Origin of the sequence: Pseudolysinimonas yzui (genome assembly GCF_014653215.1) — a bacterium.
GTDB lineage: Bacteria > Actinomycetota > Actinomycetes > Actinomycetales > Microbacteriaceae > Pseudolysinimonas_A > Pseudolysinimonas_A yzui.
Window position 1 is genome coordinate 1 of the sequence record NZ_BNAI01000010.1, and the last position, 26,257, is coordinate 26,257.

23 protein-coding genes are annotated in these 26,257 nt (G+C 68.6%); 18 read left to right on the forward strand and 5 right to left on the reverse strand.

The genetic code is table 11. The features are described 5' to 3' along the window. Positions 1 to 129: 129 nt before the first annotated feature. From IE173_RS14130 to IE173_RS14165, 8 genes are all read left to right on the forward strand, one after another. Positions 130 to 582: a rhodanese-like domain-containing protein gene (locus IE173_RS14130; RefSeq protein ID WP_191284169.1), complete on the forward strand. Its 453-nt coding sequence runs from the start codon at positions 130 to 132 to the stop codon at positions 580 to 582. Positions 583 to 683: 101 nt separating this feature from the next. After that, positions 684 to 1,352: a GntR family transcriptional regulator gene (locus IE173_RS14135; RefSeq protein WP_191284170.1), complete on the forward strand. Its 669-nt coding sequence runs from the start codon at positions 684 to 686 to the stop codon at positions 1,350 to 1,352. After that, positions 1,349 to 2,869, forward strand: coding sequence for an MmgE/PrpD family protein (locus tag IE173_RS14140; protein WP_191284171.1), 1,521 nt, complete (start codon positions 1,349 to 1,351; stop codon positions 2,867 to 2,869). Before IE173_RS14135 ends, IE173_RS14140 begins: the two co-directional genes overlap by 4 nt. After that, the gene (prpB, locus tag IE173_RS14145; RefSeq protein ID WP_191284172.1) at positions 2,869 to 3,777 is read left to right on the forward strand and encodes a methylisocitrate lyase; all 909 of its coding nucleotides are present in this window, start codon (positions 2,869 to 2,871) and stop codon (positions 3,775 to 3,777) included. Before IE173_RS14140 ends, prpB begins: the two co-directional genes overlap by 1 nt. A 1-nt stretch (position 3,778) precedes the next feature. Next, positions 3,779 to 4,900 carry a bifunctional 2-methylcitrate synthase/citrate synthase gene (locus IE173_RS14150; RefSeq protein WP_191284173.1) on the forward strand — a complete coding sequence of 374 codons (1,122 nt, stop codon included), beginning with the start codon at positions 3,779 to 3,781 and terminating at the stop codon, positions 4,898 to 4,900. A gap of 24 nt (positions 4,901 to 4,924) precedes the next feature. Then, positions 4,925 to 5,986, forward strand: a complete 1,062-nt coding sequence (locus IE173_RS14155) for a type III polyketide synthase (RefSeq protein WP_191284174.1) — start codon at positions 4,925 to 4,927, stop codon at positions 5,984 to 5,986. After that, entirely contained in the window at positions 5,986 to 6,507 is a 522-nt protein-coding gene (locus tag IE173_RS14160; RefSeq protein ID WP_191284175.1) for an isoprenylcysteine carboxyl methyltransferase family protein, read from the forward strand. The genes IE173_RS14155 and IE173_RS14160 overlap by 1 nt, the downstream gene beginning before the upstream one ends. Continuing rightward, on the forward strand, positions 6,507 to 7,535 hold the full coding sequence (locus tag IE173_RS14165; protein ID WP_191284176.1) for an NAD(P)/FAD-dependent oxidoreductase: 1,029 nt from the start codon (positions 6,507 to 6,509) through the stop codon (positions 7,533 to 7,535). The genes IE173_RS14160 and IE173_RS14165 overlap by 1 nt, the downstream gene beginning before the upstream one ends. A 122-nt stretch (positions 7,536 to 7,657) precedes the next feature. Here IE173_RS14165 and IE173_RS14170 read toward each other — a convergent pair whose 3' ends face one another. Genes IE173_RS14170 through IE173_RS14180 form a run of 3 tightly spaced genes read right to left on the reverse strand, consistent with a single transcriptional unit; the run spans position 7,658 to position 10,239 of the window. Next, complete coding sequence (locus IE173_RS14170; protein ID WP_191284177.1) at positions 7,658 to 8,320, reverse strand: HAD hydrolase-like protein; 663 nt, start codon at positions 8,318 to 8,320, stop codon at positions 7,658 to 7,660. Continuing rightward, entirely contained in the window at positions 8,320 to 9,015 is a 696-nt protein-coding gene (gene nucS, locus IE173_RS14175) for an endonuclease NucS (protein ID WP_191284178.1), read from the reverse strand. The genes IE173_RS14170 and nucS overlap by 1 nt, the downstream gene beginning before the upstream one ends. Before the next feature lie 9 nt (positions 9,016 to 9,024). Beyond that, the gene (locus tag IE173_RS14180) at positions 9,025 to 10,239 is read right to left on the reverse strand and encodes an MFS transporter (protein WP_191284179.1); all 1,215 of its coding nucleotides are present in this window, start codon (positions 10,237 to 10,239) and stop codon (positions 9,025 to 9,027) included. A gap of 43 nt (positions 10,240 to 10,282) precedes the next feature. On the opposite strand from IE173_RS14180, the gene IE173_RS14185 reads away from it, so the two are divergent. The 10 genes from IE173_RS14185 to IE173_RS14230 all read left to right on the forward strand — a co-directional run bounded on the left by IE173_RS14185 (position 10,283) and on the right by IE173_RS14230 (position 25,002). Further along, positions 10,283 to 12,253 carry a M13 family metallopeptidase gene (locus tag IE173_RS14185; RefSeq protein ID WP_229842124.1) on the forward strand — a complete coding sequence of 657 codons (1,971 nt, stop codon included), beginning with the start codon at positions 10,283 to 10,285 and terminating at the stop codon, positions 12,251 to 12,253. A 7-nt stretch (positions 12,254 to 12,260) separates the two neighbouring features. After that, positions 12,261 to 13,169, forward strand: coding sequence for a serine hydrolase (locus IE173_RS14190; RefSeq protein WP_191284181.1), 909 nt, complete (start codon positions 12,261 to 12,263; stop codon positions 13,167 to 13,169). 347 nt (positions 13,170 to 13,516) lie between these two features. Further along, positions 13,517 to 16,198, forward strand: a complete 2,682-nt coding sequence (locus tag IE173_RS14195) for an InlB B-repeat-containing protein (RefSeq protein ID WP_191284182.1) — start codon at positions 13,517 to 13,519, stop codon at positions 16,196 to 16,198. A gap of 236 nt (positions 16,199 to 16,434) precedes the next feature. After that, positions 16,435 to 19,509, forward strand: coding sequence for a hypothetical protein (locus tag IE173_RS14200; RefSeq protein ID WP_191284183.1), 3,075 nt, complete (start codon positions 16,435 to 16,437; stop codon positions 19,507 to 19,509). A 310-nt stretch (positions 19,510 to 19,819) separates the two neighbouring features. Then, positions 19,820 to 21,193: a hypothetical protein gene (locus IE173_RS14205; protein WP_191284184.1), complete on the forward strand. Its 1,374-nt coding sequence runs from the start codon at positions 19,820 to 19,822 to the stop codon at positions 21,191 to 21,193. Positions 21,194 to 21,592: 399 nt separating this feature from the next. Continuing rightward, complete coding sequence (locus IE173_RS14210; RefSeq protein WP_191284185.1) at positions 21,593 to 22,921, forward strand: hypothetical protein; 1,329 nt, start codon at positions 21,593 to 21,595, stop codon at positions 22,919 to 22,921. Between the two features lie 305 nt (positions 22,922 to 23,226). Beyond that, a complete protein-coding gene (locus IE173_RS14215; protein ID WP_191284186.1) occupies positions 23,227 to 23,541 on the forward strand; it encodes a YtxH domain-containing protein in 315 nt (104 codons plus the stop codon). Between the two features lie 3 nt (positions 23,542 to 23,544). Continuing rightward, positions 23,545 to 23,973, forward strand: a complete 429-nt coding sequence (locus tag IE173_RS14220) for a phage holin family protein (RefSeq protein WP_191284187.1) — start codon at positions 23,545 to 23,547, stop codon at positions 23,971 to 23,973. Beyond that, positions 23,970 to 24,203, forward strand: a complete 234-nt coding sequence (locus IE173_RS14225) for a DUF3618 domain-containing protein (RefSeq protein WP_191284188.1) — start codon at positions 23,970 to 23,972, stop codon at positions 24,201 to 24,203. Before IE173_RS14220 ends, IE173_RS14225 begins: the two co-directional genes overlap by 4 nt. A 43-nt stretch (positions 24,204 to 24,246) precedes the next feature. Continuing rightward, positions 24,247 to 25,002, forward strand: coding sequence for a uroporphyrinogen-III synthase (locus IE173_RS14230; protein ID WP_191284189.1), 756 nt, complete (start codon positions 24,247 to 24,249; stop codon positions 25,000 to 25,002). Between the two features lie 33 nt (positions 25,003 to 25,035). Here the strand turns inward: IE173_RS14230 and IE173_RS14235 are convergent, their stop codons facing one another. Together IE173_RS14235 and IE173_RS14240 are read right to left on the reverse strand one after the other, a co-directional pair. Then, entirely contained in the window at positions 25,036 to 25,440 is a 405-nt protein-coding gene (locus IE173_RS14235) for a DUF1304 domain-containing protein (RefSeq protein ID WP_191284190.1), read from the reverse strand. A 32-nt stretch (positions 25,441 to 25,472) separates the two neighbouring features. Further along, a complete protein-coding gene (locus IE173_RS14240) occupies positions 25,473 to 26,219 on the reverse strand; it encodes a hypothetical protein (RefSeq protein ID WP_191284191.1) in 747 nt (248 codons plus the stop codon). Between the last annotated feature and the right edge of the window lie 38 nt (positions 26,220 to 26,257).

Genomic DNA, 26,257 nt, shown 5'->3' on the forward strand with positions numbered 1-26,257 from the left:
CATGTCCACAGCCGAAGCATTGCGCTGCCTCAAACGACGCCTCGCCCGCATCGTCTACAACCACCTGACCACCGACCAAGCCTCCGCGACCGCCCCCCTCGCGGCCGCAGCTTGACATAGGAGAAACTCATGACCCTCACCGCCGCCCTGCAGACCGAAGCCGTCGAGCACTTCGCCGCGAAGCTGCGCTTCGAGACCGACCCCTCGGATGTGGCCGCCGCGTTCGCCGCCGGCGACGACTTCGTGCTCGTCGACTCCCGGGGGCATGCGCCGTGGCACCAGGGCCGCATCGCGGGAGCGATCCATCTGCCCCATGCCGAGATCCCCGAGCGGGCGGCCGACCTCATCCCGATCACGACGCCCGTGGTCGTCTACTGCTGGGGCCCCGGATGCAACGGCTCCACCCGGGCGGCGCTGCAGTTCAGCAAGCTCGGGTACGTCGTGAAGGAGATGATCGGCGGTTTCGAGTACTGGGCGCGCGAGGGGCTCGAGATCGTCGACGATTCGGGCCCGATCACGCGGGCCGTCGACATCCTCACCGCGGCGCGCTCGAGCAGCGGGGCGATCAGCTGCGAGTGCTGACCGCGTTTTCTGGATACCGAGCGTGCCTCTGAGAGGCGCTTCGGCATCCGATTCGCCTCTTTTGTATACAGAAGGCGGGAATCGGCGTAACGTAGCTCGACGTGAGGGCGAGCGACCAGGCCTACTCCCGGCTGCGGGAGGAGATCCTGCAGTGGCGGCTGCTGCCGGGCACCCCGCTCTCTGAGATCGAACTCGCCGAGCGGCTCGGCGTCTCGCGCACCCCGCTGCGCGCCGCCCTCGCCCGCCTCGCCCTCGAAGGGCTCGTCGACACCTCGCGCGGGCGCACCGGCGTGGTCTCCGACGTCTCGGCCTCGAGCATCACCGACCTGTTCGAGCTGCGCGAGGCCCTCGAGACCCAGGCCGCCCGGCTCGCCGCGCGACGGTGCGACCCTCGCGTGTTCGACGAGCTCGCGACTCGCTTCGCCGCCGCCCCCGACCTGTTGCGCACCGGCGGCAGCGACGCCTACTACTCGCTCGTCGGCGAATTCGACGCGGCACTCGACGACGCCCTCGGCAATCCGGTCTACCGCGGCGCCCTCGACGGGGTGCGGCTGCATCTCGCCCGCGCGCGCCGCATCGCCACCGCCAACCCCGAGCGGCTGGTGCGTTCCGCCGAGGAGCACCGGCTGATCTGCACCGCCATCCGCGACGGGGATGCCGCGCTCGCTGCCTCCGCGACGACCGTGCACCTCAAGGCATCCCTCACCACCATCATCGACACGCTCGCCGCCCGCGACCCCGCGCCGGGCAGCCAGAAAGGCACCGCATGAAGCTCCACCCCGTTCGCACCTACCGTTCCGACGAGCAGCTCGCGAAAGAGGATCAGCTCGCCTGGAAGGTGGCGCAGGTCGCGATCGACCCGGTCGCCGTCGAGCCCGACGTCGTCGAGATGATCGTCAACCGCGTCATCGACAACGCCGCCGTCGCGGTCGCGTCGATCGGCCGGGCGCCCGCGGTCGCCGCGCGCGGGCAGGCGGAGGCCCACCCGGTTGCGGCCGGGGGTGCCGGGTCGACGGTGTTCGGCGGCACCGTTTTTGGGGTGGGCGGGCGGTTCAGTCCGGAGTGGGCGGCGTTCGCCAACGGGGTCGCCGTGCGCGAACTCGACTACCACGACACCTTCCTCGCGGCCGACTACTCGCACCCGGGCGACAACATCCCGCCGATCCTCGCGGTCGCGCAGCACGCCGGAATGGATGGTGCGGCCCTCGTGCGCGGCATCGCGACGGGCTACGAGATCCAGGTCGACCTGGTGAAGGCGATCTCGCTGCACCGGCACAAGATCGACCACGTCGCCCACCTCGGCCCGTCCGCCGCCGCCGGCATCGGCACCCTGCTCGGCCTCGACCCCGAGGTGATCTTCCAGGCGGTCGGCCAGGCGCTGCACACGACGACCGCCACCCGGCAGTCGCGCAAGGGCGAGATCTCCACCTGGAAGGCGTACGCCCCGGCGTTCGCCGGCAAGATGGCGATCGAAGCGATCGACCGGGCGATGCGCGGTCAGACCTCGCCGTCGCCGATCTGGGAGGGCGAGGACGGCGTCATCGCCTGGCTGCTCGACGGACCCGAAGGCCGGTACGAGGTGCCGTTGCCCGAGACCGGGGAACCCAAGCGCGCGATCCTCGACACCTACACGAAGGAGCACTCCGCCGAGTACCAGGCACAGGCCTGGATCGACCTCGCGCGTGACCTGGGCGCCCGGCATCCCGAGCTGCGTGACCCGGCCAACGTGACGCGCATCGTGCTGCACACCAGCCACCACACCCACTACGTGATCGGGTCGGGCGCAAACGACCCGCAGAAGTTCGACCCCACCGCGAGCCGCGAGACCCTCGATCACTCGATCCCATACATCTTCGCCGTCGCCCTCCAGGACGGCACCTGGCACCACGTCGACTCCTACCTGCCGTCCCGGGCCGGGCGCCCCGACACGGTCGAGCTGTGGCACAAGGTGTCGACCGTCGAAGACCCCGAGTGGACGCGCCGGTACCACTCGAACGACTTGCGCCTGAAGGCGTTCGGCGGTCGCGTCGAGATCGACCTCGCCGACGGCACCCGCATCGTCGACGAGATCGCCGTCGCCGACGCGCATCCGCTCGGGGCCCGGCCGTTCGCCCGCCCGCAGTACGTCCAGAAGTTCCGCACCCTGGCATCCGGAGTTCTCTCCGACCCCGAGATCGAGCGCTTCCTCGACATCGCCCAGCGGCTGCCGGAGCTGGCGCCCGACGAACTCGCCGGACTCAACGTCGTCGCCGCCGGGCTCCCCACCCCGCCGAAGGGGCTGTTCTGATGCTGCACACCCACGTCACCCCCACCGAGAAGCGCCGGGCGTTCCGCGCCGGACTCGCCTCCGGCCGCATCCAGCGGTTCCCCGGGGCGTTCACCCCGCTCTCCGCCCGCCTCATCGACGACAAGGGGTTCGAGGGGGTGTACATCTCGGGGGCCGTCATGGCGAACGAGCTGGGGCTGCCCGACATCGGGTTGACGACCCTCACCGAGGTCGCGCAGCGCGGCGGGCAGATCTCCCGCATGACCGACCTGCCGACGCTCATCGACGGCGACACCGGATTCGGCGAGCCGATGAACGTCGCGCGCACGATCCAGGTGCTCGAGGACGCCGGCGTCTCGGGCGTGCATCTCGAAGACCAGGTGAACCCGAAACGCTGCGGGCACCTCGACGGCAAAGACGTGGTCGACACCAAGACTGCGGTCAACCGCATCCGGGCCGCCGTGCAGGCGCGCCGCGACCCCGACTTCGTCATCATGGCGCGAACCGACATCCGCGGGGTGGAGGGGCTGCAGGCGTCCCTCGACCGCGCGAAGGCGCTGCAGGATGCCGGGGCCGACGCGATCTTCGCCGAGGCGATGGCCGACCTCGGCGAGTTCGAGGCGATGCGCGCCGCGGTGCAGGTGCCGATCCTGGCGAACATGACGGAGTTCGGAAAGAGCGACCTGTTCACGGTGCAGCAGTTGCAGGATGTCGGCGTGAACATGGTGATCTTCCCGGTGTCGCTGCAGCGCATCGCGATGGGCGCGATCGAGCGCGGGCTCGACGTCCTCGCCGCGACCGGGACGCTCGTCTCCGAGGTGCCGAGCATGCAGACCCGCGCTCGCCTCTATGAGCTGGTCGACTACGCCGCCTACGGTGAGTTCGACGCGGACGTTTTCACCTTCGACCTGAGAAACAACAGGAGCTGACATGGCTGAGACAGAGATCAAGAAGGGCCTCGCGGGCGTCGTCGTCGACACCACGGCGGTCTCGAAGGTCAACCCCGACACCAACTCGCTGCTCTACCGGGGGTACCCGGTGCAAGACCTCGCCGCGACGTGCACCTTCGAGGAGGTCGCCTACCTGCTGTGGAAGGGCGAGCTGCCCGACGCCGACCAGCTCGAAGGGTTCGAGCGGCTCGAGCGCTCGCGTCGGCACCTGCCCCACATGGCGAAGGAGGCGATCGACCTGCTTCCCGTCGACGCGCATCCGATGGATGTCGTGCGCACCGCCGTGAGCGCGCTCGGCGCCGCCGACCCGAACGCCGCCGACGCCGACCCCGAGGCGAACCTCGACAAGGCGATCACGCTGTTCGCGCAGCTGCCGGCGATCGTCGCCTACATCCAGCGTCGTCGTCGCGGACTCGACCTGGTGGAGCCGCGCGACGACCTCGGCTACTCGGCGAACTTCCTGCACATGACCTTCGGCGAGGTGCCCGACCTGGTCGTGGTGACCGCGTTCGACGTCTCGATGATCCTGTACGCCGAGCACTCGTTCAACGCGTCGACGTTCACCGCCCGGGTCGTGACCTCGACGCTGTCCGACCTCTACTCCGCCGTCGTCGCGGCGATCGGCGCGCTCAAGGGTCCGCTGCACGGCGGGGCCAACGAGGCCGTCATGCACATCTTCGACGAGATCGGCACCGCCGAGGCGGCCGAAGGGTGGCTGGATGCGGCGCTCGCCGCGAAGCGCAAGATCATGGGCTTCGGACACCGCGTCTACAAGAACGGCGACTCCCGGGTGCCGACGATGAAGGCATCCCTCGACACCCTCATCGCCGAGTACGACCGCCCCGACTTGCTCGCCCTGTACGAGACCCTCGAGAAGGCGATGGATGACCGCAAGGGCATCAAGCCGAACCTCGACTACCCGTCGGGCCCGGCGTACCACCTCATCGGCTTCGAGACGGAGCTGTTCACGCCCCTCTTCGTAGCCTCGCGGGTGACCGGCTGGACGGCGCACATCCGCGAGCAGCTCGAATCCAACGCTCTCATCCGCCCGTTGTCGCAGTACGTCGGACCCGAACAGCGCGAGGTGCCTGAACGCGGTTGAGCCTGCCGGTGGTACCGTCCGGACATGTCGCGAATCGTGGCGGTGGCACCGGCGCTTCCGGAGCACAGCTACGCGCAGAGCGACATCACGGCCGAGCTTTCGGAACTCATCACCCATGACGCGACGAAGCGAGCCGTGCTCGAGCGCTTTCACGCGGCGAGCGGGATCGGCACCCGGCACACCGTGCTGCCGCTCGAGCAGTACCGCGGCCTGCGGTCATTCGGCGACGCCAACGACATCTGGATCCGGGAGGGCACCGCACTCGCGGCCCGCGCGGTCGCGGCGGCGCTGACGACGGCGGGGCTCGAGCCCGAGGATGTCGACTACCTCTTCTTCACGTCGGTGACGGGCATCGCGGCACCGTCGATCGACGCGCGGCTCGTGCCCTCGCTCGGGTTGCGCAGCAACGTCAAGCGCGTGCCGTCGTTCGGCCTCGGCTGCGTCGCCGGCGCCGCCGGGCTGGCGCGCGTGCACGACTACCTGCTCGGGCATCCCGACGAGATCGCGGTGCTCGTCTCGGTCGAACTGTGCTCCCTCACCCTGCAGCGCGACGACGACTCGGTCGCCAACTTCGTCGCGAGCGGGCTGTTCGGCGACGGGGCCGCAGCGGTCGTCGTCGCGGGCGCGACCCGAGCCGCCGAGCTCGGCCTGCCCGGCCCCGACATCCTGGGCACCCGTGCGGCGCTCTACCCCGACAGCGCGTCGGTGATCGGCTGGGACATCGGCGGCACCGGCTTCCGCATCGTGCTCACCGCCGCGGTCTCCGACACGATCGACGCGAACATCGCGGCGGATGTCGACGGCCTGCTCGCCGACCACGCCGTCGGGCGCAGCGACGTGTCGGCGTGGGTGGCGCATCCCGGTGGGCCGCGGGTGCTCGAGGCGTTCGAGCGGGGGCTCGCGCTTTCGCGCGACGACCTCTCGGCATCCTGGCGATCCCTGGACGCCGTCGGCAACCTCTCGTCGTCGTCGGTGCTGCACGTGCTCGCCGACATGCTCGTGCAACCGGCCGGTACTCACGGCGTGCTGTTCGCGCTCGGGCCGGGCGTCACGAGTGAGTACGTGCTGCTGAGGTGGGCGGCCTGATGATCCTCTTCACGGCGTTCGTGCTGCTCACCGGGGTGGAGCGGCTCGTCGAACTCGTCATCTCGAAGCGCAACGCGGCGTGGGCGTTCGCGCGCGGCGGGGTCGAGTCGGGCCGGGGTCACTTCCCCGCGATGGTCGCCCTGCACACCGGGCTGCTCGTCGGGGCGCTCGCCGAGGTGTGGCTGCTCGACCGCCCGTTCATCCCGGGTCTCGGCTGGCCGATGCTCGCGATCGCGCTGCTGTGCCAGGCCGGGCGGTACTGGGTGATCTGGGCGCTCGGCCGGCAGTGGAACACCCGCGTCATCGTCGTGCCCGGGATGCCGTTGCAGCGCCGCGGACCGTACCGCTGGGAGTGGCTGCGGCATCCGAACTACGTGATCGTCGCCGTCGAAGGCATCGCCCTCCCACTCGTGCACTCCGCGTGGATCACGGCGCTCGCGTTCACGGTGCTCAACGCCATCCTGTTGCTGCGCTTCCGCATCCCGGCCGAGGAGCGCGCCCTGCGAGCCGCGGCATCCTGATGTCGCTCGACACCGAGGTACTCATCGCCGGCGGCGGCCCGGTCGGTCTCGCGGCGGGGATCGAAGCCCGGATGGCCGGACTCGACGTCACCGTCGTGGAACCGCGCGACGGGCCGATCGACAAGGCCTGCGGCGAGGGACTCATGCCCGGCGCGCTCCCGGAGCTCGCCCGCCTCGGGATCGACCCCGACGGGATGCCGTTCCACGGGATCGCGTACACCGACGGAACGCGTCGCATCGAGCACCGGTTCGACGGCGGACCGGGTCGCGGGGTGCGCCGCACGGTGCTGCATGCCGCACTGCGCGACCGGGCTGTCGCCGCGGGGGTGCGGTTCCACGAGGGCCGGGTCGACGCGGTGCATCAGCGCGCGGGCTTCGTGGAGGCCGTCGGGTTACGCGCGGCGTGGTTGCTCGGGGCCGACGGCCTGCACTCCGCGGTCGCTCGGGAGGTGGGGCTCGCCCTGCCGCCGCCCCGGGGTCGGCGTCGCTTCGGGCAACGCCGGCACTACGCGCTTCCGCCGTGGTCGGAGTTCGTCGAGGTGCTGTGGACGCCCGCGGGGGAGTTCTACGTGACCCCGGTCGCCGACCGCGTCGTCGGGGTCGCGCTGCTCGCACGACGGGGGGAGCATTTCGACGAGGCGCTCGGGGTTGCACCCGGTCTCGCCGAACGGCTGCGCGGCGTCGAGGCGGCGAGCGAGCTGCGCGGCGCCGGCCCACTGCGGCAGCGCACCCTGGCCCGGGTCGCCGGTCGGGTGCTGCTCGTCGGCGACGCCTCCGGCTACGTCGACGCGCTCACCGGCGAGGGGCTGCGGATCGGGTTCGCGCAGGCCCGCGCCGCGGTCGCCGCGATCGACGCCGACCGGCCGAAGGACTACGAGGCGGCGTGGGAACGCGAGACCCGCGACTTCCGGCGACTCACCGGCGCCCTCGTGCGCCTCGCCTCGTCGCCACTGCGCGGTGCCGTCGTCCCCGCCGCGTCGCGTCTGCCGGGCGTCTTCGCCGGCGCCGTCGAGCGTCTCGCCCGCTGAGCCCCGCCCGACTCGGTGCCGGATCGACTAATCCGCCAATCTCGAGCCGGTCGACCGCGCAATCCGCCACAATTGTGACGGATTAGTCGACACGCCGACCGACACGCCGACCGACCGCACCTTCAGTCGAGACCGAGGGCGACGCGCAACTCGTGCGCGGTGTCGACTGCGGCGACGGTGCCGGCGGTCTCCTCCGGAGCGCCGTAGCCCCAGGTGACGAAGATCGTCGGCACGTCGTGCGCGGCAGCGCCGATCACGTCGTGGTGCCGATCGCCGACCATGACGGGTCGGGAGAGATCGGCGCCGCCGCGGCTCAACCGGCGCAGGGCCTCCTCGACGACATCCGCTTTCGCGCTGCGCACCTCGTCTTCGCTCGCGCCGGTGAGCTCGTCGAAGTACCGGGCGAGGTCGTAGTGCTCGAGGATGAGTCGCGCCGTCGACTCGGGCTTCGACGTGGCCAGCGACAGGGGCACGTCCGATGCCGCGATCGCGCGCAGCACGTCGGGAACGCCCGGGTAGAGCTCGGCGTCGAACACCCCGGTCATGACGTAGTGCTCGCGGTAGATCGCGAGCGCCCGCGCCGAGGTCAGCGGATCGAACCCGGCGAGGTCGCGGAACGAGTCCATGATCGGCGGCCCGATCCATTCGAGCAGTTTCGCGGGCGACGGGATGGGCAGCCCCATCGCGTCGAAGGTGTACGCGAGCGACGAGGTGATGCCGGGCGCCGAGTCGACGATCGTGCCGTCGAGGTCGAACAGCACCGCCGAGTAAGGGAGTTCGCTCACTAGAACAGCTTGGCGTGCCCGAAGTCGAGTCCGCGCATCGCGTCGTAGTCGAGCAGCAGGGTGCGGATGCCGCGGTCGGCCGCCAGCGTGAGCGCCTGGGGGGCGATCGACTGGGCCGCGAACACTCCGGCCACCGGCGCGAGCAGCGGATCCCGGTTCATCAGCTCGAGATACCGGGTGAGCTGTTCGACCCCGTCGATGCCGCCGCGCCGCTTGATCTCGACCGCGACGTGGGCGCCGGCGGCATCCCGGGCGAGGATGTCGACCGGCCCGATCGCCGTCATGTACTCCCGTCGCACCAGCTGGTAGCCGTCGCCGAGCAGGTCGATCTGCTCAGCGAGCAGCCGTTGCAGGTCGGCCTCGACGCCGTCCTTCTGCAGCCCGGGATCGACGCCGAGGTCGTGCGTCGAGTCGTGCAGGATCTCGTAGATCGAGATCACGAGCAGGTCGGCGGTCTTCGCTTGAGTGACCCGCCAGAGTTCCACCACCCCCGCGGAGGCGCGCTCGTCGTCGACCTCTTCGACGACGAAGGTGCAGGGCGGGCTCATCCAGTTGAGCGGCTTGTACGACAGCGAGTCGGAGTGCACCAGCACGCTGCCGTCGCCCTTGAGTACGAGCAGCCGCGTCGCGGGCGGGAGGTGCGCCGAGAGCCGCCCGGCGTAGTCGACCGAGCAGCGGGCAACGACGAGACGCACCCGATCAGACTACGGGGCGGGCTCGTGTGCGGGCACGGGCGTGGGCTTCCTCGCGGCGGGCACCGCGAACCCGGCGATGACGATGAGCGCGAACACGATCCACAGCGAGTTGAGGATGCCGATCTGCTCGCCGACGAGCCCGAGGACGGGCGGGCCGACCAGGAACGCGCAGTAGGCGATCGTCGCGACCGCGCTCACTCGTGCCGCGGCGCCCACCGGGTCGTCTCCGGCGGCGGACATCCCGACGGGGAAGCCGAGCGCGGCGCCGAGCCCCCACACCACGACGCCCGCGACCATGACGGGCGTGAACGGCACCAGGATGACGACGGCGAGCCCGATCGCCGACGCCGCGACCGCGACGCGCAGCACCGGCACGCGCCCGAAGCGGTCGAGCAGCGGAACGCCGGCGATGCGACCGACCGTCATCGCGACGGCGAAGACCCCGAACACCAGGGCGCCTTGCGCGTCGTCGAAGCCGCGGTCGTCGGTCATCGCGAGGGCGAGCCAGTCGTTGGCCGAGCCCTCGGCGAATGCCATGCCCAGAACCAGCACCCCGATGAGCAGGACGCGGGGCTCGCGCCACGCGGCGACCTGCGCCCGGAACCCGCCCTTCGCCCCCTCGTCTCCCTCGGCCGGTTCGGCTTCGAGCTCCCGGGGAAGCAGCCGCGGGATGAGCGCCGCCGTGACGAGGACGGCGACCACGACGCCCGCGATGTGCGGGGCGGGCCCGATGCCGGCGTACGCCACGGCGGCACCGATACCGGCGCCCGCGACCGTGCCGAGGCTCCAGGAGGCGTGATACCAGGGCATGAGCGTGCGCCCCATCTCACGCTCGACCTGCGTGCCTTCGACGTTCATCGCGACATCGCAGATCGACCAGGCGACACCGAAGACCGCCATCGCGGCGATCGCGAGCGGGAACGAGACCAGAAGCGAGGCCGAGAGGGCGAGCAATCCGAGCCCGAGGCTGCCGACGACGAAGGTCAGCACCATCGCGCGTCGGGCGCCGATCCGGTGCACGACAACGGCTGCGCCGAGGAGCCCGGACACGGCGCCCGCCGACAGTCCGAAGATCAGGAGTCCGACTTCGGCGACGCTGATGCCGAGGATGTCGCGGATCGCCGGGAGCCGCGAGATCCAGGTCGCCACCGCGATGCCGTTGAGTCCGAAGATCACGAAGACGCCGAACATGGCGCGGCGAAGCTGGGTGGAGCGGGGTGGCATCCGCCGATCCTACGCGCGGCCGGGGGAATCTAGGCTGGCACTCGTGACTACGAGCGCGCTTTCCTCAGGAATCGACACCGCCGACCTCGACCCGAAGGTGCGTCCGCAAGACGACCTGTTCCGTCACGCGAACGGCCGCTGGATCGACACGACCGAGATCCCGAGCGACAAGGCACGCTACGGCTCGTTCTACATCCTCGCCGAGGAGGCCGAGAAGGCCGTCCACGCGATCATCGAGGAGGCGCAGACGGCGCCCGCCGGTACCGAGGAGCGCAAGTTCGGCGACCTCTTCGCGTCGTTCATGAACGAGGCGCGCATCGAGGAGCTGGGCTGGTCGGCGATCGCCGACGACCTCGCCGCGGCCGCGGCGGTGACCGACATCCCGGCATTCGTCACCGCTCTGGGCCGACTCGAACGCGCGGGCGTCGGCGGCTTCGTGCAGGCGTTCGTCGACAACGACCCGGGCGACCCCGAGCGCTACCTCGTCTTCCTCGAACAGGGCGGCATCGGGCTGCCCGACGAGTCGTACTTCCGCGAGCCGAAGTTCGCCGACATCCGCGACGCCTACCGCGCCCACCTGGAGCGGATGCTCGGCATGGCGGGCATCGCCGACCCCGCCGCCGCCGCGCAGCGCATCTTCGACCTCGAGACCGACATCGCAGCCAAGCATTGGGACAACGTGCGCTGCCGCGACTCGGTCGCCACCTACAACCCGATGACCTGGGATGCCGCTCGTGCGCTCGGCGGTGAGAAGGCCGAGCTGCTCGGGGCCTGGCTCGACGCGCTCGACGTGCCCCCGGCATCCTTCGCCGAGGTCGTCGTGCGGCAGCCGAGCTTCCTCGAAGGGCTCGCGCCGCTGCTCACCGCCGACCGGCTCGATGCCTGGCGCAGCTGGCTGCAGTGGCAGGTCATCCGCTCGTCGGCGCCCTACCTGCACGCGGAGGTCGTCGCGGCGAACTTCGACTTCTACGGCAAGACCCTCACCGGCACCCCCGAGCTGCGCGCCCGCTGGAAGCGCGGGGTCTCGGTCGTCGAAGGCGCGATGGGGGAGGCGATCGGCAAGGTCTACGTCGACCGGCACTTCCCGCAGGCGGCGAAGGTGGCGATGGATGATCTCGTCGCCCACCTCGTCGAGGCCTACCGGCAGAGCATCGCCCAGCTCGAGTGGATGACCGACGCCACCCGCGAGCGCGCCCTCGACAAGCTCGGCAAGTTCACCCCGAAGATCGGCTACCCGGTGAAGTGGCGCGACTACTCGAGCCTCGCGATCGACGCCGACGATCTCGTCGCCAACGTGCGCGCGGTCGCCGAGTTCGACTTCCAGCGCGAGCTCGGCAAGATCGGCAAGCCGATCGACCGCGACGAATGGTTCATGACGCCGCAGACGATCAACGCGTACTACAACCCCGGCTTCAACGAGATCGTGTTTCCCGCCGCCATCCTGCAGCTTCCGTTCTTCGACGAGACCCGGGATGCCGCCGCCAACTACGGCGCGATCGGCGCGGTCATCGGGCATGAGATCGGGCACGGCTTCGACGACCAGGGTTCGCAGTACGACGGCGACGGCAGACTCACCGACTGGTGGACGGAAGACGACAAGGCAGCCTTCCAGGCGCGCACCTCGTCGCTCATCGCCCAGTACGACGCGCTCGAGCCACGCCAGCTGCCGGGCCACCACGTCAACGGGGCTCTCACGATCGGCGAGAACATCGGCGACCTCGGCGGGCTCGGGATCGCGTGGAAGGCGTACCTTCTCTCTCTCGCGGGTGCGGAGCCGCCGGTGATCGACGGGTACACCGCCGCGGAGCGCTTCTTCCTCGGCTGGGCGCAGGCCTGGCGCACCAAGCTGCGCGACGAGGAGGCACTGCGCCTGCTGTCGATCGACCCGCACTCGCCTGCAGAGTTCCGGTGCAACCAGATCGTCCGTAACATCGACGTGTTCTACTCGACGTTCGGCGTCACCGAACGCGATGCTCTCTGGCTCGACCCGGAAGACAGAGTCACAATTTGGTAGCTAGTTCGTGGTAGACGTGCAGGCCGGCACCCAGCGCCGCGAACGCGTGCGCTCCGCCCGCGTGCCCCGCCACCGGTCGGCCCAGCCTGCCGAGGACTTCTCGGCGACGTTCACCGCGCTCGGCGACCTCGCCTACGACGGCGCGCAGGTGTCGGCATCCGTCACCGACCTCGACACCGGCAAGACCCTCGTCGCGATCGACGAGCGCATCGTGCTGCCGACGGCGAGCATCGGAAAGATCCTGCTGCTCGTCGAGGTCTCGGCGCGGCTCACCGAACGGGACTTCACCGGGTACGGCATCCTCGACAAGACCCCCCGGGATGCCGTCGGCGACAGCGGCATCTGGCAGCACCTGCAGGCGCCGTCGCTGCCCGTCGCCGACCTCGCGACGCTGGTGGGCGCGACGAGCGACAATCTGGCGACGAACGTGTTGCTGCGCCAGGTGGGACTGGATGCCGTGCGCGCCCGCACCGAATCGCTCGGGCTGCTGCGTACCGCGCTCCTCGATCTGGTGCGCGACTCCCGCGGCCCCGATGACGCGCCGCAGCTCTCGGTCGGCTCGACCGCCGAGCTCGCCTGGCTGTTCGCGGCCCTCGCCCGCGGCGAGATCGTCGACTCGCTCACCTCGAGCCGGGTGCTCGGGTGGCTATCGCTCAACTCCGACCTGTCGATGGTGGCGAGCGCGTTCGGGCTCGACCCGCTGTCGCATCGCGGCACCGACCACGGCGTGCTGCTCGTGCACAAGACGGGCACCGACACCGGCGTGCGGTCGGAGGCCGGCGTTCTGCGGGGCCCGCGCACCGCCGTCGCCTACGCGGCATCCGTTCAGTTCAACGACAGCGGACTCGCGGCGCGGCTGCGCGTCCTCGACGCCCTGCGGGTCGTCGGCCTGGACATCCTCGAATACGTGCACTGACCCCGCGATGCCCCCTCAAGGGGGGATGAGGATTCCCCGCAATTTTTCCCAAATTAGCTTGTCCTCATAAAAGAGGACCGGTAGCGTCTGTCGCTGAGAGGTCCCTGCTCGACGACCCGAAACCGGCGAGCACCCCCGAGGGGACCGCATCCGCTAGGAGAACCCCCGCTACTCACCCCACCCGCTGATCCCCCCCGAAGCGGCGCACGGAGACCCGAACGTCTCCGTGCGTCCCCCCGCCCTCCCACCGGTCGTCCCCCGTGCCGGTTCTCGATGGCTCATGCCGTCCCGGCGTTACCCGTGCGCCCACATCCCGATGCATTCCCCTGCTTACAGAGGACTCCCCCATGCTTAAGAAATTCCTTGCCGGGCTGACCGCGATCGCGCTGTCACTCGGCATGGTGGTGCTCACGGCCGGACCGGCCAGCGCCCACCACAACACCATCAACGCCGTGGTGTCGTGTAACACCGGTACCGAAGGCACCTGGAAAGTCACCTGGACGGTGAAGAACTCCGAGAGCATCGCCGAGGAGATCACCGCGTCGAACGACACCACCATCGTGCCCGTCGGCACGGTCATCAACGGTGGCGCGACTCTTACCGTCGTGCGCTACTTCTCGGTCAAGCCGGCGTCGAACTTCACCCTGACGCTGTCGGCCAAGTGGACCAACAACAACACCAACACGTCGAGTGGAACGCTGTTCAAGAACGACTTCAGCGACAACTGTCTCCCCGACGACACGAGCAAGAAGATCTACATCTGTCACGCGACGGGTAGCGACAGCAACCCGTATACGCGACCCGAGGTCTCGGTCAGCTCGATCATCACCCTCGACCCCAACGGCCACGGCATTCATGGGGATGACATCATCCCGCCGTTCACGTACGTGAAGCAGGGCGTCAACGGGTCGTACCCGGGGCAGAACTGGACGACTTACGGCCAGTGGCTCTACAACAACGGATGCTCGAACGAGGTGACTCCCACCGCGCCGACGTTCACGAACGCCCAGTGCACGGGCCCGGGCACCTACGGGCAGGCCAGCTACACGATCCCCTCAACGCTGGGTGTGCAGTACAAGGTCAGCATCAACGACGGCGCCTACGCGGTGAAGGCTGCGGGCACGTACTTCGTGAACGTCGGCACCAAGGTCAAGGTCTTCGCCGAGGAGCTCGCCGGATACGAACTCCAGGGCAACGATGCGCAGTGGAAGTGGGAGAAGACCTTCTTGGCACCCGACTGCGACGTCGAGGTCGAGCCGACCAAGCCGACGATCGTCGAGGCGGTCTGCACCGGTGAAGGTCAGGTCGGACAGGCCTCGTACACGATTCCGTCGATCACGGGCGTGAAGTACCAGATCTCCAGCGGCAACCACAACGGTCCGTGGAGCGACATCGCGGCCGGCGTGCACTACGCCGACGACGGCTCGTCGGTCTGGATCCGCGCCGTGGCCCTTACCGGCTACGAGATCGACGGCACCTCGAAGTGGGAGCTGGAGTTCGAGAACATCATCTCCTCGAAGTGCGACGTTCCCGCGGCCCCGACGTTCACGGCGCAGATCTGCACCGGCCCCGGAACCACCAACACCGCGTCGTACACGATCCCGAGTGACGACGGCATCACGTACCAGGTGCGCATCAACGGCGGCTCGTGGCAGAACGTCTCGGCCGGCACGGTGAACGTGACGGTGTTCCCGCGCCTCATCGAGGTGCAGGCGCTGGCCGACGGCCACATCATCGTGCCGGGTTCGACGACCTACTGGTCGTACAACTTCACGTCGGCGGGCGACTGCCTCGTGAACGCGTACCCGGTGGAACCGGACTGGACCGACTCGATCTGCGAGGCGGACACCACCGGATCGACGCAAGCCACGTATGAGATCTTCGCGACCGCGAACGTCAGCTACGAGGTGAGCACGAACGGCGTCGACTACGCCCCGATCGGCAGCGGCGTGCACAACGCCACCGCCGGAACGACGGTGTGGATCAAGGCCGTACCCGCGTCGGGCTACCAGCTGAGCGGTGACACCGGCCCCTGGTCGCATGAGTTCGTGAGCCCCGGTGACTGCCTCGACAAGGCCGTTCCCGGTGACCCGAAGTTCGTCGACGCGGTGTGCACCGAGCCGGGCGAATCCAGCCAGGCGACCTACGAGATCGTCGCCGCGACGGGGGTCACCTACGAGATCAGCTTCAACGGCGTCGACTACACGACCGTCGGAGCGTCGGTGGGCGTTCACAACGCGACCCCGGGAACGCACATCTGGATCAAGGCGCTCGCATTGCCGGGCTACGAGATCCTCGTGCCGAACATCTGGGACCACGTGTTCACCGACCCCGGCGACTGCATCGAGGACGCCCCGGTCGAACCGGTCGTGGCATCCGACCAGGAGTGCGTGATCGATGACCCCGAGACGGGCGCCGCGCACTACGAGTCGGGCACCATCACCATCCCCAACACCGCGCACGTGACGTACTCCGTCAATGGCGTCGTGACGGCGGCCGGTGTGCACGACTACGCGCCCGGTGTCTACACGATCAGCGCGGTGGCCGACCCCGGCTACCAGCTGACCGGAGTGCCCGACCCCTGGACGGTCGAGGTCAAGGCCGATGAGCCGTGTGGCCAGCTCGTCGACCTGCCGGTCGTCGACCCGGTCGTCACGTTCGCGCAGACCACCTGCACGACGTCGGGCTCGTACACCCTGGCAGTGGAGCCCGCTCAGGAGGCGGCCGGTGTGATCTGGACGGTGAGCGGCGGTCTGCCGAACACCGTCGGCACGCACGTCGTCACCACGCCGGGAACGGTGACGGTCACCGCGACCGCCGCCCCGGGCTATGGGTTCGCCGGAGACGACGACGGGGTGATCGAGTGGAGCTACGACTTCACGACTCTTCCCGACGACTGCCTCCCGACCCTCGCCCTCACGGGTGGGTCGATCGCGGCGGGAGGGCTGGGTCTCAGCGCCCTCCTGACGCTCGGCGGCATCCTGCTGTTCACCGCACGCAAGCGCGACCAGGTCCAACTGGGCGCGTAACCAACCCCTGGGGGGTCCTCATTCGTGAGGGCCCCCCATTCGGGGATTTGTCCTCCGAAATGAGGACCGGCTAATGTAAACAAGTCGGTCGGCGCGAACCCGAACCCCGTGCCACCCCCAGACCGTCACCCGCAGTCCCCCCAACGACGCGATCCCGTCCGGGCCCCCGCCGGAGCGTCGTCACCCGAGTCGAGGCAGGGCATGCCCTCGGCGAGCTTCCCCCGAGGTCTTCCCCCGTGCTCAAGCGTTTCCTTGCCGTGCTCACGACTGCCGTTTTGGCGCTCGGTCTCTCACTCGGCGCCACCGCCCCGGCGTCCGCCAACAGCGAGACCTGCAACTCGATCGGCTATACGAAGTTCGATGCGCCGTCCGGCTCGCAGACGCTCGTGTGGGGTCAGCTCACCTGGTCGGGCTCCTCGCTGAACTACAGCCTGGGCGACGGCTGGTCGGTCGATCTGTGCATCAAGTCGGGCTCCCAGGCCGGCACCACGACCTATCAGGACGTCACCGGTTCGGGAACCCTGACGATCTCGCAGGGGATCTCGCACATCGGCTACAAGGACCCGACGCACGCCAACGGCCTCACCTGCGACACGGCCACCCTCTACAAGACGTCGCCCCTCACCAACGGCGACCACGTCAACATGGATGTCGTCATCGACGGCGTCAAGCAGCAGGTGAACGCCTACGTCGACCTCTGGCAGACCGGCGGCCCGACCCCGAAGCTCTCCAACTACGTGCTGACGATCACCCCGAAGTCGGGCGCGCAGTTCAAGGTGTCGATCCCGCAGGCCAACGTCGACTCCGGCATCCTCGCCTTCGAGTACTCCTCCGGCTGGACCGGCTCGTGGACCGTCGAGTGGGTGCAGTACAACTCCTCCTACTTCAACCAGGACCGCAACGCCGCGAACTTCCTGCATTGCCAGAAGGACAGCCCGGTCGTGATCGCCACCGCGCCGAGCGCGACGGCCCCGACCTGCGACGCCGACGGCTCGCTCGTTCTGCCGAACACCGCGCACATCACCTGGAGCGGCGGCAGCAACGGCGACGGGCCGGGAACCTACACGATCGTCGCGACGCCGGCGAGCGGCTACACGTTGAACGGCGCCCAGGACACCTGGGTGATCCAGGTGCTGCCGAAGGGCACCGACCTGTCGTGCGGACCCCCGCCCTGCATCGCCGCCAGCAGCGTCAGCTACACCTACGACCCGGCGACCAACTCGGGTGTCGTGACCGTCGCCAATCCGGCCGGCTCGAGCGGCAAGCTCTGCAACGGCTTCTGGGTCACGGCCGTGAGCTGGAAGTACGCCGGCAGCGGCATCTGGCCGCAGAACCTCCACCAGAACAACCCGATGCCCGAGAACGGCGGATCGTTCTTCGTCGACGAGCCGGGTAGCTACCCCTATGGCGCCGACGTCGAGTGCGGCCAGGGCGACATCTACGCCTCCTACGACGCTCAGCCGGTGCCGACCCTTGAGCTCTTCGGCCCGAGCAACCCGTACGCCGAGCACTTCCTGCACCAGATGGGCTTCAGCGGGCCGTACCCCACCTGGACCCAGGATGCCGCGGGCTGCAACAAGGCGACCCCGGTCGCGCCGACCGCGACCCCGATCACCGCGTGCGACACCGACGGGTCGCTGACGTATGGTCCGACGACGGGTGTCGTCTACAACCTGACGACCGGCAACGGCATGTCGGGTGCGTGGGAGGTCACCGCGACTCCGGCGACGAACTACTACTTCGACGGGCCGCAGGTGGTGACGTTCTCGGGTGACCTGGGGACTCCGAGCGATTGCGCCGAGTCGGTCACGCCGGCGATCACGCAGGCGGTCTGCGACACCGGCACCGGCGTCGTGACGAGCGGTTTCATCACCGTGCCGTCCACGCCCGGCCTCGACTACCGTCTCGGCACCACGTTGCTGACCCCCGGTTCGAAGGTCGAACTCGCGGCCGGTGACCACACGGTGACCGTGACCGAGCAGCCCGGCTACACCAACACGGGCGCGAGCTCGTTCCTGATCACCATCGCGAACGTGCCGAACTGCGACGACCCGGTGGAGTACGTCGCGCCGACCGTGCAGCACGAGATCTGCGACGCGACCACGGGCATCGTGTCCGATGCCGAGTTGACCTTCACGGACGTCGAGCACGTGACGTACTTCCTCGACGGCACAGAGATCGTGTTCCCGGTCGGTGAGACGACGGTGACCATCCCGGTGAGCGCCGGCGACCACTCGGTGACCTACGAGTCGGAATCGGGCTACTACCTGAAGGGCACGGCGCTCCTCACGTCGACCACCGAGACGGTGACGGTCAATACTCCGGAGAGCTGTGACGATCCGGTCGAGTATGTGAAACCCGTGGTCACCCACGAGTCGTGTGCCGCGGATCTGGACGGCAAGAAGGACGGCATCGTCACCTTCACCCTCGTGGAGCACCTGTCCTACGTCTTCGACGGCACTCCGGTCACCGCGGCCGACCTCACGATCGAGAAGCCAGCCGGCACGTACACCCTTGTCGTGACCGCCGACAGCGGCTACTTCATCACCGGCGGCGGAACGACGGAGAGTTACACGATCACTGTCGACCCCGCGAAGGGGTGCGACGAACTCACCATCATCCCGCTCGACCCCTACGCGAACCCCGAGGAATGCGTCGCGGGCTCGCTGACCGGTGAGAAGAAGGATGGCAGCATCACCATCATCAAGGCTGAGCACGTCACCTGGCAGATCAGCAACGATCTCGACGGCATCAAGCACGCCATCGACACCAGCGGAGCGGGCCCGTTCGTGTTGCCCTATCCGGCAGGCAGTTACCACGTGTGGGCGACCGCCGACCCGGGCTACTTCGTGACGACCCCGACGAGTTTCGCACTGACCGTGCATGCGCCGACGAACATCTGCAAGCTGCCCGACCTCGCCGTGCTCCCCACGGGCGCGAGCTGGACGCAGCAGGTCTGCACGACGTCGGGCATTGTCGACCCGACGATCACGGTCGAGCCCTTCGTGGGAGTCAGCTACTTCCTCGACGGCGTCAAGATGACCCAGACCACCGTCACGGTCAAGCCCGGCACCTACACGCTCACCGCGGCGGCCGACGATCCGAAGGACACGGTCACCCAATCCGTCTGGCCGACCATCGTTCTCGTCGCGGCATCCAGCTCGCTGTGTGGCGATCTCACGACGCTCGCGCTCACCGGCGAGACCCCGCTCGGTTGGCTCGTTCTGGCGATCGTGCTGCTGCAGGCCGGTCTCGTGCTGGTCGCGATTCGCGTTGTGCGCGCCCGCCAGGAGGCCCGCCCGCAGGGGTGATCCGAGATCGCGGTGCCCGGCCCCACCCGCCGCCCTGTGAGGGCGGGGGTGGGGCACCGTTCTCGCACCCTCACCAGGGGTTTCGGCGAGTAGCGAGACTCTCTCAAACATGAGAAAAGTCTCACCGCTACCCTCTTGTCCCCCTTTCAGTGGACCGGTTAGCTGAGGATCTCCCGCGAACCGCCTTTGCGGAGACCCCCGAAATCGACCCCCGAAGAGAAGGTCCCCCGCCTTCACGTGCATCCCGTCCCCGCCACGGCATTGTCGTGCGCGTCGGCACGCTCGGGTCCTCACCGAAAGAGAACCCCCCATGAAGAAGATCCTCGCCGCGGTGACCGCTGTGGCGCTTTCGTTTGCGATGGTGGCTCTGCCCTCCATCGCCGCCTCGGCCACCCCGCCTGATGGGGTCGGCCAGGAGACCTGCGACAAGCTGGGCTACAACAAGCCAGCCGCGCTCGACGCCTCGTCTGGCGACGTCGACATTTACGACGGCGCGACCCTCATCGGCAACCTGACTTGGTCGGGCACATCGGTCACCTACGACCTCGAGCCCGGGTGGAGCATCGACTTGTGCATCAAGTCAGGTGCACAAACCGGTGGCGGCGACAAGATCACCGAGTTCTTGGGCCTCGTCGGCACAGGGTCGACCCCCGCGATCGAGCAGAACATCTCGCACATCGGCTACAAGGCGACCTACACGCCGCCGACCCCGATCAGCGTGACGCCGGATGCGTTCTTCGTCGATGAGTCGTGCGACGTTGAGAGCCAGGTGCTGACCGCGGGTGTCATCACCGTCGACCTGAGTGTCGTCGGTGTGACGTACTCGATCACGCAGGGTGGTAACCCTGTCCCGTTCGACGGGACGACGGGAAAGACCGGGCCGCTGACGGCGGGTCTGACTTACATCGTGACCGCGACGGCCAACACGGGCTACGTGCTCTCGGCTCCTTACGAGGAGCAGTTCACGCCGACCGACGACTCGGAGGACTGCGACGAGACCGAAGACATCAAGGTGACGCCGGATGCGACGTTCGTCGATGAGTCGTGCGACGTCGAAAGCAGCGTGCTGACCGCGGGTGTCATCACCGTCGACCTGAGTGTCGTCGGTGTGACGTACTCGATCACGCAGGGTGGTAACCCTGTCCCGTTCGACGGGACGACGGGAAAGACCGGGCCGCTGACGGCGGGTCTGACCTACATCGTGACGGCGACTGCGAACCCTGGCTACGAGCTCTCTGACCCCTCGTACGAGGAACAGTTCACCCCGTTCAGTGCGGCGGTGGATTGCGAGACGCTGGGGCTGGTCGTTCCGGAGGCATCGCAGGACCCGGGATGCGAGCTGCCGTCGTTCTTCACGATCGGCAACGACCTGTCTGACCCTGCCGCTTTGACCTGGACGGCGAACGGCGACCCCATTGCCGAAGGCAAGCATGTCGTTAACGGTGCGACAACGATCGAGCTGGTTGCGACCGCCAACGGTCCGGAGTACGGGATTGCTAAGGGCATCCAGACGACGTGGACTTTCACGTTCCCCGCGGATGAGACCTGCGACCTCACCACCCTCGCCCTGACCGGATCGTCCGACACGACCCCGACGCTCGCCCTGACGGCCTTCCTCGGCCTTCTCGGGCTGGCGATGGTGCGCTCGGGTATTCGGGTCAACCGAATCCGTCAGGAGGCGTAAGAAGAACCCCGGGCGTATTCCCCCGACCGTCCCGTAGATCTGGTCGGTGCTGCTTTTCGGGAGTGGCACCGACCGCGGGGATCGCGGGACGGTTCGCCCGGGCATGGCGCGGTTCGGCGCGCCAAGGCCCCGTCGCGTTCGCGTGACGGGGCCCCCTTCGTTTCACGCCCCACCCGATGGGGGCTCGATGAGGAGATTCTCACCGATACCCCCTTGTCCCCCTTAGGGAGGACAACGAAGCTGAGCAAACCCACGAAACACCTCTCGTGAGTTACCTCGACCCGACGTAGGTGACGCGCGCATGATCACGCCATCTGGCTGAGTGCATACCCGCTCCGTCGCGCCCCTGCGCGCGGCGGCAGCACAAGGCCCGGGTCATCCCACCGAAGGGAAGACTCAATGAAGAAGTTGCTCGCTACGGTCTCTGCCGTAGCGCTTTCGTTCGCGATGGTGGCGTTTCCTGCCATCACCGCCACGGCCGACGAGGTCGATCCGACCGAAACGACCGAAACCGTGACCACGACGGAGACGACCGAGACCACGGAGACGACCGAGACCACGGAGACGACCGAGACCACGGAGACGACCGAGACCACGGAGACGACCGAGACCACGGAGACGACCGAGACCACGGAGACGACCGAGACCACGGAGACCGAACCACTCCAGTCATTGATCTTCCAGATCGACAACCCGACCGGACCCCCGGAAGACCCGGGCCCCCCGACTCAGGTCACGATCTGCCACTGGGACCAGAGCGGCAAGTGGAATGAGATCACGATCAGCGCGGCGGCGCTCGCCGGCGCGGGACACATCGACCCGTCGGAGAACGACGACCACGCCTTCGACATCGTGCCGCCGTTCGACTCCTATGGCGGGAAGAACTACAGCGACACGAGCGACAACGTTCCCGAGTACAAGGACGACTACCCCTTCAACGGCAACAGCGGCGAGGAGATCCTCGAAGAGGGCTGCGATGACCCCGAGATCCCCGAGATCATCGTCACCGTGAACGGCGAACCGACCGACGAATCCTGCTCGCTCGAGGAGGAAGGCGAGGTCATTGCTGGCTCGATCCAGCTGACGGTCATCATCGACGGGGTCGAAGTCGGCTTGCCGAGCGACTACGTCACAATCGATGTGAAGGGCCCAGGTGACCCCGGATTCAGCGCGATCAGCTCGACCTCGCTAACCGGGCTCGATGACGGCACCTACATGTTCAAGGTGACGGTCGATGAGGGTTACACGCTGACGACGCCGAAGAACTTCAGCGAGGAGGTCGGTGATCAGGATCCCGAAGACTGCGATCTCGACACCCTCGGCCCCGTCGTTCCGTTCTTCACGCCGACGCCGATCACGTGCACTGCCGCCGGGTCGTTCACCATCGGCAACAACGAGACCGCACCCGGCGACGACCCGGCTGCGGTGACGTGGCAGATCGGAGATCCTCCCGTCGACATCGCAGAAGGCACCCACACGGTGGCCAGCCCGGGCACCGTCCACCTGGAGGCGACCGCCAACGGGCCGGAATGGTTCTTCGACAAGGACACCCAGCACGTCTTCGACTACCAGTTCACCGCTCCGGTCGGATGTGATCTGACCACGCTCGCGCTCACGGGCAACCAGGACATGACGCCCGCGTTGGCTCTGACGGCCTTCCTGGGCCTCCTGGGTCTGGCGATGGTCCGGTCGGGTGCGCGGATCAACCGCAACCGTCAGGAGGCATAACTCACGAGACCGAGGTGGGGATTCCGGCGAACCCGACGCGTCGCACGGCGCGCGGTCGGGGTCCCCACCTTCCTGAGAACCGGGTCCTGTCCCCCCAACGCTGGTGAGGTATCTCGGGTTCGTGCACTTCGGGGCGCGGGCTCGAGGCGGGTGCCTCGTAGCGTCGGACCCGGCCGGCGCGGTTCGGCGCGCCGGGAGGCCCCGTCGTCCTGTGCGGCGGGGTCTCCCCCTGTCAACCCCCGGCCTCGTCGCCACACGGCTCGACTAGGGTGATGGTCTGACTGATCCGAAGAATGGAGTTGCAGATGAAGGGCAAGATCCTCTTCGTGGCGGGGCTGGGCCTGGGCTACGTCCTGGGAACGCGGGCCGGTCGTGCGAAGTACGACGAGTTGAAGGCGGCAGCGCTCAAGGTCTGGAACGACCCGCGCGTTCAGAAGCAGGTCGACGCGGTCGAGGACTTCGTGAAGGACAAGGCTCCCGAGGTCGCCGAGTTCGTCTCCGACGGCGCGAAGACCATCGTCGACAAGGTGTCGGGCAAGTCGACGCCCGCGAAGAAGCCCGCGACCCGACGCCCCGCAACCGGCTCGAAGTCGTCCGGCTCTTCCTCGTCCGCATCCTGAGTGATGTCGAGCGCAGCCCCGGGCGGCTCCGCGCCGCGTAGAAAGTCGATCTTCGAGCTGATCGGGGAGATCCCGACGCTCGTCACCGATCTCGTGCAGCGCGAGATCGATCTGGTCAAGACCGAACTCGTCGCGAAGTTCAAGGCGCTCGGTGTCGGTGCCGGCATCATCGCGGCGGCTCTCCTGGTGCTGCTCGCCATGCTCGGCGTGCTGCTGACGGCAGTCATCTTCGCGCTGACCCTCACCGGGTTGCCGGGCTGGGCGGCAGCGCTGATCGTCGCGGGAGTGCTGCTGATCATCGCCGTGATCCTCGGCCTGATCGGCTACAGCGTCCTGAAGAAGGGCGTGCCGCCCGTGCCGACCGAGTCGATCGAAAGCATCAAGCGCGACATCCGCGCCATCAAGGGAATCGGAAAGCGAGGAACATTATGAGCACCATCGACGCGAAGAACCAGGCGGCGAAGGCCCGAGCCGACCTGGCCGCGACCCTCGACGCACTCGAAGACCGGCTGAACGTGCCGAAGCGGGTCAGCGAACTCGGCTCGAAAGCGGTCGCCGCCTACGAGAAGAACCCCATCCCGTGGATCATCGGCGGGGTGGCCGTCGCGGTCATCGCGGCCGGCCTCGTCGCGTGGGCGATCTTCAGCGACGACGACGACTGACGTCGGCCCAGCCGCCCGCCTCGTGACAGGCGAGAATGGGGGGATGACCACCGCCCGCCCGCTCGCCTCCTGGCGCGTGCTCGTGCCCCGGGGCGGAAGCTGGGGCGATCGCGTCGCCGCACGCGTGCGCGAGTACGGCGGCATCCCGGTGGTGGCGCCGATGCTCAACTTCGCGAGCGCCGAAGACCCCGCCGCGCTCGCCAACGCCCTGCACGAACTGCAGGACGGGCAGTTCGACTGGATCGTGCTGACGAGTGCCACGACGGTCGACGTGCTGGTCAGCCAGGGCACGCGCATCCCCGACGCGACCCGCGTCGCCGCTGTCGGCGAGACGACCGCCGCGGCGCTCAGCCTCGCCGGGTACCGGGTCGACTTCGTGCCGACCTCCGACAACTCCGCACGCGGGCTCGTCAAGGAGTGGCCGGCGAGCGACATTCGCGGCCGCGTGCTCGTGCCGCAATCCGACATCGCCGAGCCGACCCTCGTGGCGGGGCTCACCAAGCTCGGGTTCTCGGCGGAGTACGTGACCGCCTACCGCACGGTCGGCGTTCCGGTCTCGCCCGAGGTCGCGGCCGACGTGGCGAGCGGCCGGATCGGCGCGCTGCTGATCACCTCCGGCAGCGTCGCACGCCAGGTGGCTGCCCAGCTCACGCCCCTGCCCGAAGGCACGGTGCTCGTCTGCATCGGCCCGCGCACCGCCTTCGACACCCGGGCGGCCGGGCTCCCGGTGCACGCGATCGCCGAGGAACGCACCTCCGACGCGCTCATCGCTGCGCTCGTCGACTACGTCACCGGCTGACGCCTCAGGCACCGAGCCCTGCCCCGTCGCCTTTCAGGCGACCAACGACAGCAGCAGGAAAATCAGGCCGAGCAGCGGCGCGGCGCCCTGGATGACGGCCGCCCGCAGCATCTTCGGGTTCGACGTGATGAGCACGACGGCCGCGAGTACCATGCTCGCCAGCGCGAACATCGCGATCGCGATCCCGCCTTCCCGCGAGAACCCCGTGCCGAGCAAGACGAGCCCGAGCCCGGCGCCGAGTGCCAGGAACACGTTGTAGAAGCCCTGGTTGTAGGCCATCGGCCGCAGCACTTCGGCATCGCGTTCGTCGCGCACGCCGAACTGTTTCCACGTCGAGGGCCGGCTCCACAGGACGCTCTCGAGAGCGAAGATCCAGAGGTGGATGAGGGCGGCCAGAAGTACGAAGATCGATCCGACGACCGCGAACGTTGCGTTCATCCCGGTCAGTGTCCCACGCGCCGCAGCGGGGGTCACGAGATCAGCGTCGTCTGTTCGACGTCGATCATGCGCGCGTAGAGCACCTGTTCGTTCACCTCGAGGTTGTTGATCAGGCCGAGGGCCGCGATCACGCCGTGCCCGACCAGCTCATCGGCGGTGTCGCCGTACTGCACCTCGAGCAGGGTGTTCGCCGCACGTTCGTCGTTCGAGACGCTCTCCGGGTCCTGCCAGGTGCCGGCCGCGGTGATCTCCGTCGAGGCCCGCATGAAGTCGAGGGCGCCGGCCTTCGCGACCGGGAGCGCGAAGGTGAGCAGCTCCTGCTGGACGCGATCGAGGGAGGTCAGCGTCGACGCGTCACCGAACAGGAGAGCGAACAGCACGTCCTTCGCGTACTCGAGCAGCTCCTCGCCCGCTGCAGAACGGGAGGCCGAGGTGAGCAGTTCGGTTCCCTTGGCCGGCGCGTCGGCGAGCAGGTGCCCGGATGCGATGAGCGAATCACGGGTGGTCGGGCGGTGAGTGGCGACGAACTCGGCGACCCCGCTCGCGTCGAGCCGGAGCGCTCGAACGCGTTCCAGTCTCGCGGCGCGGGCCCGGGCCTTCGCCTCCCGCTCACTGCGCCGGTCGATCTCGCGCAGGCCGTGGGCATCCAGGCTGAGACGCACCACCTGGTCGACGAGCCAGTCGCGATCCTTGTCGGCGAGCAGCTGTCGCAGTTTCTCTTCGAAGACCGGGCTGAGCTCGAGGTTCACCGCGCGGATGAGTGACCGGATGTCGTCCATGGCGGCGAGTATGCCAGGGGTCGGTTCGTCATCCGAGC

What these genes read in the sequence shown, in the direction of transcription:
- IE173_RS14130 (WP_191284169.1), top strand. Translation starts at nt 130, where the DNA reads ATGACCCTCACCGCCGCCCTGCAGACCGAAGCCGTCGAGCACTTCGCC.
- IE173_RS14140 (WP_191284171.1), top strand. Translation starts at nt 1,349, where the DNA reads ATGAAGCTCCACCCCGTTCGCACCTACCGTTCCGACGAGCAGCTCGCG.
- prpB (WP_191284172.1), top strand. Translation starts at nt 2,869, where the DNA reads ATGCTGCACACCCACGTCACCCCCACCGAGAAGCGCCGGGCGTTCCGC.
- IE173_RS14150 (WP_191284173.1), top strand. Translation starts at nt 3,779, where the DNA reads ATGGCTGAGACAGAGATCAAGAAGGGCCTCGCGGGCGTCGTCGTCGAC.
- IE173_RS14155 (WP_191284174.1), top strand. Translation starts at nt 4,925, where the DNA reads ATGTCGCGAATCGTGGCGGTGGCACCGGCGCTTCCGGAGCACAGCTAC.
- IE173_RS14160 (WP_191284175.1), top strand. Translation starts at nt 5,986, where the DNA reads ATGATCCTCTTCACGGCGTTCGTGCTGCTCACCGGGGTGGAGCGGCTC.
- IE173_RS14165 (WP_191284176.1), top strand. Translation starts at nt 6,507, where the DNA reads ATGTCGCTCGACACCGAGGTACTCATCGCCGGCGGCGGCCCGGTCGGT.
- IE173_RS14180 (WP_191284179.1), bottom strand. Translation starts at nt 10,239, where the DNA reads ATGCCACCCCGCTCCACCCAGCTTCGCCGCGCCATGTTCGGCGTCTTC.
- IE173_RS14195 (WP_191284182.1), top strand. Translation starts at nt 13,517, where the DNA reads ATGCTTAAGAAATTCCTTGCCGGGCTGACCGCGATCGCGCTGTCACTC.
- IE173_RS14205 (WP_191284184.1), top strand. Translation starts at nt 19,820, where the DNA reads ATGAAGAAGATCCTCGCCGCGGTGACCGCTGTGGCGCTTTCGTTTGCG.
- IE173_RS14210 (WP_191284185.1), top strand. Translation starts at nt 21,593, where the DNA reads ATGAAGAAGTTGCTCGCTACGGTCTCTGCCGTAGCGCTTTCGTTCGCG.
- IE173_RS14215 (WP_191284186.1), top strand. Translation starts at nt 23,227, where the DNA reads ATGAAGGGCAAGATCCTCTTCGTGGCGGGGCTGGGCCTGGGCTACGTC.
- IE173_RS14220 (WP_191284187.1), top strand. Translation starts at nt 23,545, where the DNA reads ATGTCGAGCGCAGCCCCGGGCGGCTCCGCGCCGCGTAGAAAGTCGATC.
- IE173_RS14225 (WP_191284188.1), top strand. Translation starts at nt 23,970, where the DNA reads ATGAGCACCATCGACGCGAAGAACCAGGCGGCGAAGGCCCGAGCCGAC.
- IE173_RS14230 (WP_191284189.1), top strand. Translation starts at nt 24,247, where the DNA reads ATGACCACCGCCCGCCCGCTCGCCTCCTGGCGCGTGCTCGTGCCCCGG.
- IE173_RS14235 (WP_191284190.1), bottom strand. Translation starts at nt 25,440, where the DNA reads ATGAACGCAACGTTCGCGGTCGTCGGATCGATCTTCGTACTTCTGGCC.
- IE173_RS14240 (WP_191284191.1), bottom strand. Translation starts at nt 26,219, where the DNA reads ATGGACGACATCCGGTCACTCATCCGCGCGGTGAACCTCGAGCTCAGC.